The sequence below is a fragment of the Rhodococcus sp. P4_B6 genome (assembly GCF_056402215.1).
Window position 1 is genome coordinate 44446 of sequence record NZ_JBFUHV010000045.1, and the last position, 14019, is coordinate 58464.

A 14019-nucleotide genomic window follows, 5' to 3' on the forward strand; every position below is an offset into this window, starting at 1 on the left:
AGATCTCCTGCAGAGGTGTCGGTCAGGCGTCGTTGCGGACGAGCGCCTGCTCCCGCGTGCCGGCCGTCGTCGCGTCGGGTTCGCCCAACTGCTCGGTGGGGGTGCGGTAGGTCTCGGGACCGGTGAGCGCGGCGGCCGAGGACAGCAGGGCGAAGCCCAGGCACATCCAGGCGACCGGCGTCCAGTTCGCGGTGTCGCCCGCCGACAGCCACTGCGCGATGGCCGGGGTGAAACCGGCGACCAGCAGTCCGAGCATGAGGCTCACGGCCATTCCGGTGTACCGGACCTTGGCAGGGAACTGCTCGGGGAAGTACGCCGGGTACACGCCGTTGGGCATCGCGTAGAACAGGCCGATCAGGACGATGCCGGCCGCGAACACCATGGGCGCACTGCCGGTTCCGATGGCGTGGAAGAACACGAACACCATGCCTGCGGCGCCGACGGCGCCCGTCACGAACACCGGCTTGCGGCCGATCCGGTCGGCGAGGATRCCGAACAGTGGCTGGGTGAGCACCGCGACGAAATTGGCGGTGGCGATCGCCCACAGCATGGTGGAGCGTTCGAGCCCGGCGACCTGCACGGCGTACGCCAGCGCGAAGACGTTGACGATCGTGTTGATCATCGCGAATGTCGCGCTGAGGCTGATGCGGATCACGGTGCGCCAGTGCGAGCGGAACATCTCGACGACGGGAATGCCTGCCGTGTCGTCCTGTTCCTTCAGCTCCTCGAAGACTTCCGGCTCGTCGAGCTTGCGACGCAGCCAGACCGCGACGCCCGTCACGACGATGCTGAGCAGGAACGGCACCCGCCAGCCCCACGAGTAGAGCGCGTCGTCCGGCAGTGCGGCCACGGGTATGAACACCAGACTCGAGATGACGATGCCGAACATGATGCCGCTCATGGTGAAGGAGGTGAAGAATGCGCGGCGACCGTCGGGCGCGTGCTCGAGGGTCAACGCGGAAGATCCGGGAGATTCTCCGCCCGCGGACAGGCCCTGCAGCAACCGCAGGAGCACCAGGATGATGGGCGCGGCCATTCCGATCTGCTCGTACGTGGGAAGGCAGCCGACGACGACCGTCGCGATGCCCATGAGGAGCAGGCAGGCCAGCAGGGAATTCTTGCGGCCGTATCGATCGCCGAGGTGCCCCCACAGCACGGCGCCGAGCGGACGCGCGATGTACGCGACGCCGAGCGTGCCGATCGACAGCAACGTCGCCGTCGCTCCTCCGCCGGGGAAGAAGATCTTCGGGAAGACGAGCGCTGCCGCGGACCCGTAGATGAAGAAGTCGTAGTACTCGAGCGTGCTGCCGAGGAATCCCGAGACGGCGGCCCGGCGGGCGTTCTCGTTCGGTTGTCCCCCGGTGTCGCGTGTAGACGTGCTTGCCATGGTGTTCCTTTCGTCCCAGGATCCGGTGTCGCCGCGAGGCGTTCTTCGGAGGTGACTCACCTCACACGAAGTTCCGGACCGTGACGAGCGTGTCATGGCGGACTATGCGCAGTCCAGCGCAAAAAAAGTCTTAGATATAGATCGAAAACGTCCTAATCGGGAGTCGGCAGGATCTCCTCCGACACCGCGAGCGCCACCCGGAGCGCGTCGGAGACACGACGGGGCGACCAGGCGAGGCCGTGGTTCATGTAAATGGGCTCGCCGGTGAGGGGAACGAACACCGTGCCCGGGGGCGTGATCGCGGCGATGCCCGACGTCATCAGCGCCACGCCGACACCCGTCGCCACCAGCATCAGGATCATGTACGGGTCGGTGATCTCCTGAACGACGCGGGGACGGAACCCCGCATCGACGCAGGCGCGCATCGCCACCTCCTGCAACGCCGAACCGGCCGACAGCGGCGTCGTCACGAACCCGTCCTCGGCGAGGTCGCGCAGGTCGATCTCCGACTCCGACGCGAGCGGGTGATCCGCGGGCAGCACAGCACCGAACGGCTCCCGGCGGATCAGCCGCGTCGACACCGATGCCGTCTCGACGGGAAGCCCGACGAACGCGAGATCGAGTGCACCACTGTCCAGTTGGGTGATGGCGTCGCGGGTCATGATTCGCCCGACGAGGGTGAGTTCGATGTCGGGGTAGCGTTGCCGGAGCGCGCGGGTGAGCGGCGGCAGAGACAGATGGTTGAGCACACCGGTGAAGCCGATCTTGATGCGGCCGTACACACCCCCGGCGGACGCGCGGGTGGCCTGACGCGCGATGTCGACGCTCTCGAGAATGCGGTAGGCGTGTGGCAGGAACGTGTGGCCCGCCGACGTGAGCGCGACGCTGCGGGTGCTCCGCTCGAACAACGGCACGCCGATGTCCTTCTCGAGTTTGCGCACCGTCTGACTCAGCGGCGACTGCGCCATCTGGAGTCGCGCGGCGGCCCGGCCGAAATGCAGTTCTTCGGCGACGGCGACGAACGCCTGCAGCCAGCGAATCTCCATCGGATTCCCTTCGGCGAGTTTGACGAGTGTGGCTCAGCCCATATATTCCAATTCGTACACAGTGCGAAATAGATCATTCCGATTTCGCACATAGAACAAGACTAATGCGCACACAGTCGCGAGGAGAAACCACCATGGTCACGTATCCCGAGGGCGCGACCGCGCTCGTCACCGGCGGCGCGAGCGGAATCGGTGCGGCGTGCGCGAAACGCCTCGCCGGCGCCGGGGTCCGCGTCGTCACCGCGGACGTCGCCGCCGGGGCCGACGAGCGCCTCGACGTCACCGATGCCGACGCCGTCGAGAACCTCGCCGCACGCCTCGGCCGCGTCGACATCCTCGTCAACAGCGCCGGTGTGGTGGGACCGTCGGCGCCACTGGTCGACGTCGAACTCGAGGACTGGCGCCGCACGTTCCGCATCAACGTCGAGGGGACGTTCCTCGTGTGCCGCGCGTTCGTGCCCGCCATGACCGACGCCGGCTGGGGACGGGTCGTGAACATGGCGAGCATCGCGGCCAAGGATGGTAATCCCGGGCAGAGCGCCTACTCGGCGTCCAAGGCAGCGGTGATCGCGTTGACGAAATCGCTCGGCAAGGAGGTCGCGACGACCGGCGTCCTCGCCAATGTGGTCGCCCCGGCGGCGGTGGAGAGCCCGATGAACGCCGGCACCGACCCGGCGATCCTCGCGCGCTCGCAGAGCCTCACCCCGATGGCCCGGATGGGACGGCCCGAGGAGATCGCCGAACTCGTCGCATGGCTGTGCTCGGAGGCGCTCAGTTTCTCGACCGGTGCCGTCTACGACGCCAGCGGTGGCCGGGCGTCGTACTAGCGCTCACAACCAGTGCGGCGGCTCGGGGATGTCCGCGCCGAGTCCGACCGCGCCGCGGCCGGCGGCCCACCGCACCACTGCGGCGAGAGGGCCGGACACCTTGTCGGCTGTCGGCGAATCCGGCTGTACCGCAACCGGTTCACAGCCGTCGACCGTGAGCACGAGGCCCGCGCCGAGGTCCTTGCGACGCCACATGCCGGTGATGTCGGTGAGCAGCGACTCCAGCACGACGTCGGGGAAGTCGCCGAACCGGCCACCGTTCCCCAGGTCCACGGCATGGATCCACACCTCCCGGGTGCGCATCCACGCCGTCTCCGACACCGGCACGGTACGGCCCTGTGCGGTGCGCACCTGCGCCTCCCACGCCGAGTCCGGTAGGTTCCGCCACTTCTCGTCGAGGCGGGCGACGGTGTGGTCGAACAGGTTCCGCAACGCCGCGGCCGACAGGGTGGCGCCCTCGGCGATCTCCCGGCCCCGCTGCTCCGGCGACGCGTACATCGGGGTCTCGATCCCGGTGGCCGCCCACTCCAGCAGCCGGCACAGCGCGGCCGCGTTGTAGCCGACGTGCGCCACCAGGTGCGCGCGCGACCATCCGGACAGCGCCGTCGGCTCGTGCAGTTGCTCATCGGTCAGCTCGGCGAGACGCTGCGCGAAATACGCCGTGCCGCGGCGCGCGATCAGCAGCCGCTCGGCCAGGTCGAGATCGTGGAAACTCACGGCCCCTACTTGACGATCGTCTTGTTACGCACCGAACCGAGGCCGTCGATGGTGACCTCGACCGTCTGCCCGTCCTGAATGTAGAGACCGGGCTTGCGGGCGTGCCCGACCCCGCCCGGGGTTCCGGTGATCACCACATCACCGGGCTGCAGCGTCACGATGTGCGAGATGTACTCCACCAGCTTCGCCGGGGTGAACACCAGATCGTCCGTGGTGGTGGTCTGCACCACCTGCCCGTCGAGCGTGGTGACCAGGGCGCCGCCGAACGTGTAGGAGTCGGTGGTCGTCAGGAACGGCCCGAAGCCGCTGGTCTTCTCGAACGTCTTGCCCTGATCCCACTGCAGCGTGCGGTACTGGTAGTCGCGCATCGTGTAATCGTTCATCACCGAGTACCCGGCGATATACTGCTCGGCGTCCGACTCGGACACCTGGTATGCCYGCCTGCCGACGACGAACGCCAACTCCCCTTCCCAGTCCAGCTGGGCGGCGGCGTAGGCGGGGACGATCACGTCGTCGTACGGGCCGGTCAGCGCCTCCCGGAACTTCGCGAACAGGGTCGGGAACTCGGGCAGCTCCCGGCCCATCTCCTGGATGTGGTTGGCGTAGTTCAACCCGACGCAGATGATCTTCCCCGGATTCGGGACCACCGGGGCGTAATCGGCGTCGTCGAGATTCACGGTGTCCCCGGACGCGTTCTCCGCGATCGACTTCCAGTCCGGGTCGTTCAACAGCACGGACAGATCCGGGTAGCCGTCGATGACGGTGGCGGCGGTGTCGGAATCGACACGGACGGCGACGGTCGCACCGGCGCGGCGCAGGGTGGCAAGCTTCATGAGATTTCAGGCTCCTTCGGAAATGTACGTGCGATGAAAGTGCAGGCGCTCGACGATGGGGGCGTCGGAGAACGCGAACAGGTCGAACTCGGTGTCGGCCTCGATCGACCACTCCGTCCAGGACGGGACCACCACCATGTCGCCCTTGCCGACGGTGCGGGTCTGCCCGCCGAGGACGAACCGGCCGGACCCCTCGAACACCTGGTAGACGGTCGATCCGACGTCGCGGCGGGGCCTGGTGCGGGCGCCGGCGCGCAGGCGGTGGAACTCGGCCCGGATGGTGGGCATCACGTCGCCGCCGGTGGTCGGGTTGGTGTAACGGACCGCGGCGTGACCGGGTTCGGTGGTCGCCGCGTAGCCCTCGTCCTCGAGTGCCAGCTGCTCACGCAGCGCCGCGTCGGTGTGCTCCCACCGGTACGCCGCGATCGGCGACGACGTCTTCGCGTCCAACCCCACCAGCGGTCGCAGTCCCGGATGCGCCCACAACCGCTCCGACCGGGACACGTCCGGGGTCGAATCGTCGGTGACGTTCTCGGACCCGAATTCGAAGAACCCGGTGTCGGTGTAGTGCACGAACGGGATGTCGAGGCCGTCGATCCACGCCATCGGCTGATCGGTCTCGTTGTGGTGGCCGTGGAAATGCCAGCCCGGGGTCAGCAGGAAATCACCGCGGCGCATCGCCACCGGGTCGCCGTTGACGACCGTCCACACCCCCTCGCCCTCGACGACGAACCGGAATGCGTTCTGCGCGTGCCGGTGCTCGGGGGCCACCTCCTTCGGGCCCAGGTACTGGATCGCCGCCCACAGCGTCGGCGTCACGTACGGCACCCCGCCCAAACCGGGGTTGGCCAGGGCGATCGCCCGCCGCTCCCCGCCCCGGCCGACCGGCACCAGATCCCCGGCCCGCTGCGCCAACGGGTACAGCGTCGACCACTTCCACACGAACGGCACCGCCCGCGACGTCGGCGTCATCGGCATCAGATCACCGAGCTGAGTCCACAACGGATTCAGGTGTTCGCTCTCGAAATCTTGGTAGAGCTGCTTCAGCTCCGGGTCGTCGTCGACGTGCGGTTCGGTAGCGGTCATGTCATCGACGCTAGGAGTGCCTGCCGCCCCGTCGATACAAAATTCTTGTGTGCAGAATCATCGGTCAGGGTTCGAGGTCCGCGATGTCCACCTCGAGTTCGCGGATCGCGTTCTTGATCTGCGACACCAGCGGGCCCTGCGAGTGCTGACGGAAGCGGGTGATCGGCACGGCCACGGTCAGCGCTCCGACGGCGGTTCGGGCCCGGTTCCGGATGGCGACACCGAATGCGGCGACGCCTTCCTCGGTCTGCTGCACGTTGACGGCGAACCCGACGGCGCGGGCGGCGGACAGTTCCCGGTAGAACTGCTCGAACTCGTCGGCAGGCAGACGGCGGTCGCCCCACTCGCGTTCGTCGTCGGCCAGATCCGCGGGCCGCAGGTACAGCTGAGCGAGGGTGTCCCTCGGTAGCTCCGCCAGCAAAATCCGTCCTCCTGCAGTCAATTCCGCATCGAGGACCTGCCCCTGGCGGTCGCCGACCCGCAAGATTCCCGCCGACTCGGCGGACGACAGGAAGCGGGCCTGGGTGCCGACGCGGATCACGAGGTTGACGGTCTCGCCGCACAGGATCGCGAGCGCCTCCATGTGGGGCCGGCAGAGGTCGTTGAATTCTCGGGTCCACCCCCGCTGTGCCGGGCCGGCCCCCATCGCCGCCCCGGGGTGGTACCGGCGTTTCTCGTCCTGAACGGCGAACCCCCGGTACACCAGCATCGCCATCAGCCGATGCGCGGTCGACGGTGCGATGCCGAGTTCCTCGGCGGCGTCCTTGATCCGCAGCGCTCCGACGTCGCGCAGCATTTGCAGCAGGCGCAGCGCGTTGTCGACGGACTCCAACATGTACGCCGGCTTCTCGATGGTCTTCTTTTTCTGCACAGCAGAACTTTATTGCACGGGTGCTGTGCGCCGCATCACCCTCGATTCATGCCCCTCACCGCCACCACCGCGGCGCCGACGACGAACCGCGTCGGACTGGACCGCACCGCCACGATCGCCGTCGTCGTCTGCTGGCTCTTCGTGGTCTTCGACGGCTACGACCTCATCGTCTACGGCAACGTCATCCCGAGCCTCCAGAACGAATGGGGCATCAGCGCCGCGACCGCGGGCACTCTCGGCAGTCTCGCGTTCCTCGGGATGATGATCGGCGCCGTGCTCGCGGGCCGCCTCTCCGACGTCGTGGGACGCAAGCGGGCGGTGATCGGCTGCGCGATCGTCCTGTCCGTGTTCACCGCGCTGTGCGCGCTGGCGACCGGACCCGTCATGTTCGGCGCGTTGCGTCTGATCGCCGGGCTCGGCCTGGGCGGCCTGGTTCCGACGTCCAATGCGCTTGCCGCAGAACTGGTCCCCGCGAAGTGGCGCGCCGCGGTGGCCACGATGATGATGTCCGGGGTTCCCATCGGCGGCTCGATCGCTGCACTGCTCGGCATCCCCGTCATCCCGAACTGGGGCTGGCAGCCGATGTTCGCGTTCGCGCTCGTCCCACTGATCCTGCTGGTGCCGATCGCATGGAAGACGCTGCCCGACCACACTGCGGCGGTGACGTCGACGGAGGTGCGGCCGGCCACCGGCTTCAGCGCACTGCTCGGTACCCGATTCCGTTCCGTCAGCATCATGTTCGCGCTCGCCACGATGGTCACCCTGCTCGCCTGGTACGGCCTCGGCACGTGGCTGCCCAAACTCATGCAGGGCGAGGGCACCGACCTCGGCAGCGCGCTCACGTTCGCCCTCGCGCTCAACCTCGGCGCCGTCGCGGGCTCGTTCGTCACCGCCTGGGGCGGCGTCCGGTTCGGCACGATCCCCACCAGCATCGTCGCCGCGCTCCTCGCGGGCCTCGCGCTGCTGTCGTTGCTGACGAGCCCGCCGGTCGCGCTGGTCTACGTCATCTTCGTCCTCGCCGGCGTCGGGACCCACGGAACCCAGTGCCTCGTCATCGCCGCGGTCGCATCCCACTACCCCGATTATCTGCGCGGCACCGCCCTCGGCTGGGCGCTCGGCGTCGGCCGTGTCGGGGCCGTCGCGGCACCGCAGATCGGCGGCTTGCTGCTGGCCGCCGGGCTCGGCGCGGATTCCAACTTCATCCTCTTCGGTGTCAGCGCGCTCGTCGCCGCACTGCTGCTCACCGTGATCTGGCGCCGCTTCCCCTCCCCCACGTGAGTGCCGCCGTGTGCCCCGGCACGCTTTGCCACTCACCTGCCCCGAACGCTCGAAACGAAGGAACTGTCATGTCGAACCTGCAGGACGCACGCATCATCATCGCCGGAGGCGGGATCGGCGGCGCGGCCAACGCCCTCGCCCTCGCCAGGAAGGGCGCGAACGTCACCCTGTTCGAACGGGCCACCGAATTCGGGGAGGTCGGTGCCGGACTGCAGGTCGGGCCGCACGGCGCCCGCATCCTCGCCTCCTGGGGCGTGCTCGACGACGTTCTCTCCCGGGCCTTCCTGCCGAAGAACATCGTGTTCCGCGACGCGATCACCGCGGAGGTGCTCACCAAGATCGACCTCGGAGCGGAGTTCCGGGCCCGCTACCGCGGACCGTACTTCGTGACCCACCGAAGCGACCTGCACGCGACGCTCGTCGACGCCGCGCGGGCGGCGGGCGCCGAACTGCACACGGGCGTCACCGTCTCCGACGTGGTCACCGACGGCGACCGGGTGCACGTGAGCACCGACGACGGCCGAACCCACGAGGCCGACATCGCCCTCGGCATGGACGGCCTCAAATCCCGGCTGCGGGCGAAGATCTCGGACGACGAACCGGTGTCGTCCGGTTACGCCGCCTACCGCGGCACCACGCCGTACGACGAGGTCGACCTCGACGAGGACATCGAGGACGTGGTCGGGTACATCGGCCCGGGATGCCACTTCATCCAGTACCCGCTGCGCGGCGGGCAGATGCTCAACCAGGTCGCGGTGTTCGAATCGCCCGGCTACAAGAACGGGGTCGAGAACTGGGGCGGCCCCGAGGAACTCGAGCAGGCCTATGCGCACTGCCACGAGAACGTCCGCCGCGGTATCGACTACCTGTGGAAGGACCGCTGGTGGCCGATGTACGACCGGCAGCCCATCGAGAACTGGGTGGACGGGCGGATGATCCTGCTCGGCGACGCCGCGCACCCCCCGCTGCAGTACCTGGCGTCGGGAGCGGTGATGGCGATCGAGGATGCGAAGTGCCTGGCCGACTATGCCGACGAGGACTTCTCCGCCGGTGGTGGCAACTCCGCGTGGCCGCAGATCCTGAAGGAGGTCAACACCGAACGCGCACCGCGCTGCAATCGCATCCTCACCATCGGACGCATGTGGGGCGAGTTGTGGCACCTCGACGGCACCGCCCGCATCGCACGCAACGAACTGTTCCGCACCCGGGACACGTCGAGCTACAGGTACACCGACTGGCTGTGGGGTTACTCGTCCGATCGCACGTCATAATCGCCTCCCCGCCCGGAGGGTTCGGCAGACTGGGTGAGTGACCCTCAACCTGGTGCGAACCCGTGTGTGGCGTGATGGCGAGTGCGTGGGCAAGGATTTTCCGCTTGCCGACGTGTCCGAGAAGGTGCGGGACGAGAACGCGCTCGTGTGGGTCGATCTGTGCGACCCCGACCACGAGTGCCTGACCGAGCTGGCGAACGAATTGCTCCTCGATCCGAACGCCATCGAGGATGCCGTCGCCCGCGGTGAGCGACCGAAGGCGACGCGTTACGCCGGCCACGCATTCGTGACCGCGTACGCAACCTGGTTCGACGCCGACGACGTCAGCACGCTGGGCGTCCTCGACTCACGGCTTCGGCTCAGCCGCGTCTCGGCGTTCGTGCTGTCGAACGGGATCATCACGGTGCGGCGGGACGACCGGTTCGACATGTCGCAGGTGGTGGAGCGCTGGGAGGAGGACCCCGCGCTGCTCACACCGGGTTCGGGTGCACTCGCGCTCCTGCACGGCCTGCTCGACGCCGTCGTGGACGGCCAGTTCGAGACGATCGAGACGATCGACGACGCGATCGAAGCGCTCGAGGAGGGACTGTTCGACGAGTCCGCGCGGACCAAGGAGATTCAGCAGCGCACGTACCGGTTGCGGAAGGAACTGGTGCAACTGCGTCGCGTCGTGCTGCCGATGCGGGAGGTGGTGGGCGCCGTCATCCGGGGGCGCGCCGAATCCGAACACGATCGGTCGCCGGTTCTCGACAGCTTGTACACCGACCTCTACGACCACGTGACGCGTGCGGCCGAGTGGACGGAGTCGTTGCGTGACATGGTGGTGACCGTGTTCGAGACGAATCTGTCGCTGCAGGACGCCCGGCTCAACACCGTCATGAAGAAGCTCACCGGCTGGGCGGCCATCATCGCGGTCCCCACCGCGGTGACGGGGTGGTTCGGTCAGAACGTCCTGTTCCCTGGGGTCGGGCAGGTGTCGGGGACGATCGTCAGCACCGTCGTGATCGTGACGTCCGCGAGCCTGCTGTATGTCTTGTTCCGACGGCGCGACTGGCTCTGACGGATCTAGAGTTCGCTCGGCTGCGACACGGCCAGCAGCACCCGGAGGTTGTCGGTGACCACCCTGGCCGAGATGGTGGGATCGATGGCGCGCTGAATGCCCAGTCCGACACCGAGACTGAGGATGCTGCTGGCCGCGTCCTGCGCGGGCACGGGCAGGACGACCCCGAGTGAGTCGGTGAACGATTTCAGCAGCGTGACTGTGATCTCCCGCGCGACACCGAGGGTGGCGGTGAGGGCGTCGCGGAGTTCGGGGTCGTGACGGGACAGCACGATCAGTTCGAATTCCAGCATGGTCCATCCGACGTCGCCGAGCGTCTTCTCCGCCCAGGCCTGGAACGCCTCGAGTCGCTCCTCCATCGTCTCGCCGCCGCCGAGCGCCTCCGCGATCTCCTGCCCCTTGGTGGCGTGGATGAGCCCGAGCACCTCGAGGCACAGTTCCTTCTTGTTCTTGAAGTTGGAGTACACCGCGCCCTTGGAGTAGCCGGCCTCGTCGGCGACTTTCTCGAGTGAGGTGGCCGCGTACCCGTCGGCGAGAAAGAGGTCGCGCGCGGTCGCGACGAGATGCGCCCGCGTCCGCGCCTGACTCTCCGACCTGGTCAATCGCGCCATGCTCACCCTTTCTCCGAAGCCCCTGCGAGAATATTCTACTTTTCATATACCGCCGGTATCTGGTTTCTGATAGCTTTCTAGGTATGACTTCGAGTGACACACAAATCAGCCGCGGGCTGGTGCTCGGTTGCGGCGGCACGCTCGGCGCAGCCTGGACGGTGGCGGCCCTGGTCGCCGTGAGCGACGCCCTGGGATGGGATCCACGCGACGCCGACGTGCTCGTGGGCACGTCCGCGGGCGCCGAACTCGTCACCATGCTGGGCGGCGGCGCCGGCGTCGACGAACTGCTCGCGATGCAACTCGGTGGGGCCACGCATCCGGCGCTCGACGGGCATCTCGCCGCCGCACCGGGACGGTTCCCGCCGCTCCCGGCGCCAGGCCTCGGTTCGCCCGGCCTGCTGCGCCGCGGACTGCCGCCCGTCACCGCCGCGAGCGGACTCCTTCCCCGCGGCCGCGGCGACACCGCCTGGCTCGACCGGCTCGCACAGCGGTTCACGGGCGCGCCCGGCTGGGTTCGCCACCCGGCGACATGGCTGGTGAGCATGGACTACGACACGGGCGAACGCGTCGCATTCGGCTCACCCGGCGCACCGGCCGCGACCCTGTCCGAAGCGCTGCGGGCGTCGTGGGCGATTCCCGGCTGGTTTCCCCCGGTCCCCATCGGGCCCCGCCGGTTCGTCGACGGCGGGGCGGCGTCCACCGCATCCGCCGACCTCGCGCTCCCCCTCGCACTCGACGAGGTGATCGTGCTGGCACCGATGGCATCGACCGGCCGCATCCCCGGCCGCCGGGCGGCCCGCATCGAACGCCGGATGCTGCGGAACTGGATGAGTGCGGGCCTGGACGCCGAAGTCGCGAGGCTGGAGGCGGCCGGTACGCGGGTGCTCCGGCTCGACGCGACCGCCGAGGACCTCGCCGTCATGGGCCCGAACTTCATGGACGGCCGGCGCCGGCTCGCCCCCCTCGAACATTCCCTCGTCACCACCCGAGCCCAGCTCGCGAACGGAGTCCGCGCATGAACCACTACGACATCCTCATCGTCGGTGCCGGGATCTCCGGCATCGGGGCCGCCATCCGCCTGAAGCAGAGCGGGATCGACAACTTCGCCGTTCTCGAGAAAGGGGACGCGCTGGGCGGGACGTGGCGCGACAACACCTACCCGGGCTGCGCATGCGACGTCCCCTCGGCCCTGTACTCCTATTCGTTCGCACCGAACCGGGAGTGGTCGCGGTTGTTCGCCGGGCAGGAGGAGATCCGCCGGTACATCGAGCGCACCGCCACCGATCACGGGGTACCCGCCCACGTGAAGTTCGGAACCGAGATGCAGCGCGCCGAGTGGAGCGAGCAGACGAGGCGCTGGACGGTGGACACGTCCGCGGGCACGTTCACCGCGAACGCCGTCATCGCCGCCGCCGGGCCGTGGAACGAACCGCTCGTTCCCGCGATTCCCGGTCTCGACACATTCACCGGCGAGGTCTTCCATTCCTCCCGCTGGAATCACGACTACGACCTCGCAGGCAAACGCGTGGCGGTCGTCGGAACCGGTGCGTCCGCGGTGCAATTCGTCCCGGCCATCCAGCCGAAGGTCGGGGAACTCCATCTGTATCAGCGGACCGCGCAATGGGTGCTGCCGAAACCCGACCACTCCCTGCCCGGCGTCGAGCGCACGATCCTGCGCCGCGTACCGGGCGCGATCCGCGCGTTGCGACGCCTCGAGTACGCGATCATGGAATCTCTCGGGCTCGGCTTCCGGCACCCGTGGATCCTGCGGGTGATCCAGCAGGTCGGCAAGGCGCAACTGCGTACCCAGGTGCGGGATCCGAAGCTGCGCAAGGCGTTGACGCCCGACTACACGCTCGGATGCAAGCGGCTGCTGCTGTCCAACACGTACTACCCCGCACTCACCCGCCCCAACGTCGAGGTGCACGCCACCGCCGTGCAGTCGGTGCGCGGCAACGTCGTCGTCGGCAGCGACGGCGCCGAACGGGAAGTGGACGCCATCATCTTCGGCACCGGCTTCCACATCCTCGACATGCCCATCGGGTCCAAGGTGTTCGACGGCGAGGGCCGCAGCCTCGACGACCACTGGAAGGGCAGCCCGCAGGCGTACCTCGGCACGACCGTCGCGGGCTTCCCCAATGCGTTCGTCCTCCTCGGACCGGCCCTGGGCACCGGCCACACGTCGGCGTTCATGATCCTCGAGGCACAACTCGAATACCTGATCCAGGCCGTCACCGCGGCCCGAAGCAACGGATGGACCAGGATGGAACCGCGCCGGGACGTGCAGGACGCGTTCAACGCCCAGGTCCAGGAAGCCCTGGCCACCACCGTCTACAACGCCGGTGGCTGCCAGAGCTACTTCCTCGACGTCAACGGCCGCAACAGCTTCAACTGGCCGTGGTCGACCGACCGCATGCGGCAGCGACTCGGCCGGTTCGACGAGGCGGCGTACGACGTGTCGCGTGAGCCGGCGACGGCTACAGCGACTTCGCGATGATTCCCTTCATCACCTCGTTGGCGCCCGCGTAGATCTTCTGGACGCGGGCGTCCTCGTACATCCGGGCGATCAGGTACTCACGCAAGTGCACCTCGATGCAGTGATCCAGAGCTGCCCGAAGCCCTGCCCCTCCTCGCCGAGCAGATTCGACTTCGACCCGTTGGCGATGTTGTCGTCGCCGTCCCGGATCGCGGTGGCACCACCATGAATATCTACACCCACCCGGACCGCATCACCTGACGTGAGTGGCAAAGCGTGTGCGGGCACGCTTTGCCACTCACATGCGGGGTCAGATGCGCTTGAAGAGGGCGGCGAGGGCCTGGCCGCCACCGATGCACATGGTGACGATGCCGAGTTCGAGGTCGCGGCGCACCATGTCCTTCGCGATCCGCAGACTCAGGATCGCCCCGGTCGCCCCGACCGGGTGACCCAACGCGATCGCCCCACCGTACGGGTTGGTCTTCTCCGGGCTCAGCTTCGCGTCCCGGATCACCGCGACCGCCTGCGACGCGAACGCCTCGTTCAACTCGATCAC

General features: G+C 68.1%; 13 protein-coding genes and 2 pseudogenes. 6 read left to right on the plus strand and 9 right to left on the minus strand.

Annotated elements, in window-relative coordinates; genetic code table 11:
- Positions 1–22: 22 nt before the first annotated feature.
- Positions 23–1387 carry an MFS transporter gene (locus AC1DWT_RS21920; protein ID WP_072940297.1) on the minus strand — a complete coding sequence of 455 codons (1365 nt, stop codon included), beginning with the start codon at positions 1385–1387 and terminating at the stop codon, positions 23–25.
- Positions 1388–1539: 152 nt separating this feature from the next.
- Entirely contained in the window at positions 1540–2433 is an 894-nt protein-coding gene (locus AC1DWT_RS21925) for a LysR family transcriptional regulator (RefSeq protein WP_072940294.1), read from the minus strand.
- A gap of 134 nt (positions 2434–2567) precedes the next feature.
- On the opposite strand from AC1DWT_RS21925, the gene AC1DWT_RS21930 reads away from it, so the two are divergent.
- Positions 2568–3260 carry an SDR family NAD(P)-dependent oxidoreductase gene (locus AC1DWT_RS21930; RefSeq protein WP_072940292.1) on the plus strand — a complete coding sequence of 231 codons (693 nt, stop codon included), beginning with the start codon at positions 2568–2570 and terminating at the stop codon, positions 3258–3260.
- A 3-nt stretch (positions 3261–3263) separates the two neighbouring features.
- On the opposite strand, the gene AC1DWT_RS21935 is transcribed toward AC1DWT_RS21930, so the two are convergent.
- The 4 genes from AC1DWT_RS21935 to AC1DWT_RS21950 form a co-directional block, all read right to left on the minus strand.
- Complete coding sequence (locus tag AC1DWT_RS21935; RefSeq protein WP_477922189.1) at positions 3264–3977, minus strand: maleylpyruvate isomerase family mycothiol-dependent enzyme; 714 nt, start codon at positions 3975–3977, stop codon at positions 3264–3266.
- 5 nt (positions 3978–3982) lie between these two features.
- Positions 3983–4810 carry a fumarylacetoacetate hydrolase family protein gene (locus AC1DWT_RS21940; RefSeq protein WP_477922191.1) on the minus strand — a complete coding sequence of 276 codons (828 nt, stop codon included), beginning with the start codon at positions 4808–4810 and terminating at the stop codon, positions 3983–3985.
- A 6-nt stretch (positions 4811–4816) separates the two neighbouring features.
- Entirely contained in the window at positions 4817–5896 is a 1080-nt protein-coding gene (locus tag AC1DWT_RS21945; protein WP_477922192.1) for a cupin domain-containing protein, read from the minus strand.
- Between the two features lie 64 nt (positions 5897–5960).
- Positions 5961–6767 carry an IclR family transcriptional regulator gene (locus AC1DWT_RS21950; RefSeq protein WP_206013014.1) on the minus strand — a complete coding sequence of 269 codons (807 nt, stop codon included), beginning with the start codon at positions 6765–6767 and terminating at the stop codon, positions 5961–5963.
- Between the two features lie 48 nt (positions 6768–6815).
- Here AC1DWT_RS21950 and AC1DWT_RS21955 point away from each other — a divergent pair, with 48 nt between their 5' ends.
- From AC1DWT_RS21955 to AC1DWT_RS21965, 3 genes are all read left to right on the plus strand, one after another.
- Positions 6816–8045: an MFS transporter gene (locus AC1DWT_RS21955; RefSeq protein WP_072940277.1), complete on the plus strand. Its 1230-nt coding sequence runs from the start codon at positions 6816–6818 to the stop codon at positions 8043–8045.
- Positions 8046–8113: 68 nt separating this feature from the next.
- On the plus strand, positions 8114–9316 hold the full coding sequence (locus AC1DWT_RS21960) for an FAD-dependent monooxygenase (RefSeq protein WP_477922195.1): 1203 nt from the start codon (positions 8114–8116) through the stop codon (positions 9314–9316).
- A gap of 37 nt (positions 9317–9353) precedes the next feature.
- On the plus strand, positions 9354–10376 hold the full coding sequence (locus tag AC1DWT_RS21965) for a magnesium transporter CorA family protein (protein WP_072940271.1): 1023 nt from the start codon (positions 9354–9356) through the stop codon (positions 10374–10376).
- 5 nt (positions 10377–10381) lie between these two features.
- On the opposite strand, the gene AC1DWT_RS21970 is transcribed toward AC1DWT_RS21965, so the two are convergent.
- Positions 10382–10987: a TetR/AcrR family transcriptional regulator gene (locus AC1DWT_RS21970; RefSeq protein ID WP_072940269.1), complete on the minus strand. Its 606-nt coding sequence runs from the start codon at positions 10985–10987 to the stop codon at positions 10382–10384.
- Positions 10988–11070: 83 nt separating this feature from the next.
- Here AC1DWT_RS21970 and AC1DWT_RS21975 point away from each other — a divergent pair, with 83 nt between their 5' ends.
- Both AC1DWT_RS21975 and AC1DWT_RS21980 read left to right on the plus strand, forming a co-directional pair.
- Positions 11071–12006: a patatin-like phospholipase family protein gene (locus tag AC1DWT_RS21975; protein WP_477922199.1), complete on the plus strand. Its 936-nt coding sequence runs from the start codon at positions 11071–11073 to the stop codon at positions 12004–12006.
- A complete protein-coding gene (locus AC1DWT_RS21980; protein WP_072940263.1) occupies positions 12003–13484 on the plus strand; it encodes a flavin-containing monooxygenase in 1482 nt (493 codons plus the stop codon). The genes AC1DWT_RS21975 and AC1DWT_RS21980 overlap by 4 nt, the downstream gene beginning before the upstream one ends.
- Here AC1DWT_RS21980 and AC1DWT_RS21985 read toward each other — a convergent pair.
- A pseudogene (locus tag AC1DWT_RS21985) lies at positions 13465–13569 on the minus strand (acyl-CoA dehydrogenase family protein); the annotation flags it as partial. The gene AC1DWT_RS21980 and the pseudogene AC1DWT_RS21985 overlap by 20 nt on opposite strands.
- 204 nt (positions 13570–13773) lie before the next feature.
- A pseudogene (locus AC1DWT_RS21990) lies at positions 13774–14019 on the minus strand (acetyl-CoA C-acyltransferase); the annotation flags it as partial.

Coding starts and splice junctions, on each gene's coding strand:
- AC1DWT_RS21955 (WP_072940277.1), top strand. CDS start 6,816: ATGCCCCTCACCGCCACCACCGCGGCGCCGACGACGAACCGCGTCGGA.
- AC1DWT_RS21945 (WP_477922192.1), bottom strand. CDS start 5,896: ATGACCGCTACCGAACCGCACGTCGACGACGACCCGGAGCTGAAGCAG.
- AC1DWT_RS21960 (WP_477922195.1), top strand. CDS start 8,114: ATGTCGAACCTGCAGGACGCACGCATCATCATCGCCGGAGGCGGGATC.
- AC1DWT_RS21980 (WP_072940263.1), top strand. CDS start 12,003: ATGAACCACTACGACATCCTCATCGTCGGTGCCGGGATCTCCGGCATC.
- AC1DWT_RS21975 (WP_477922199.1), top strand. CDS start 11,071: ATGACTTCGAGTGACACACAAATCAGCCGCGGGCTGGTGCTCGGTTGC.
- AC1DWT_RS21925 (WP_072940294.1), bottom strand. CDS start 2,433: ATGGAGATTCGCTGGCTGCAGGCGTTCGTCGCCGTCGCCGAAGAACTG.
- AC1DWT_RS21970 (WP_072940269.1), bottom strand. CDS start 10,987: ATGGCGCGATTGACCAGGTCGGAGAGTCAGGCGCGGACGCGGGCGCAT.
- AC1DWT_RS21930 (WP_072940292.1), top strand. CDS start 2,568: ATGGTCACGTATCCCGAGGGCGCGACCGCGCTCGTCACCGGCGGCGCG.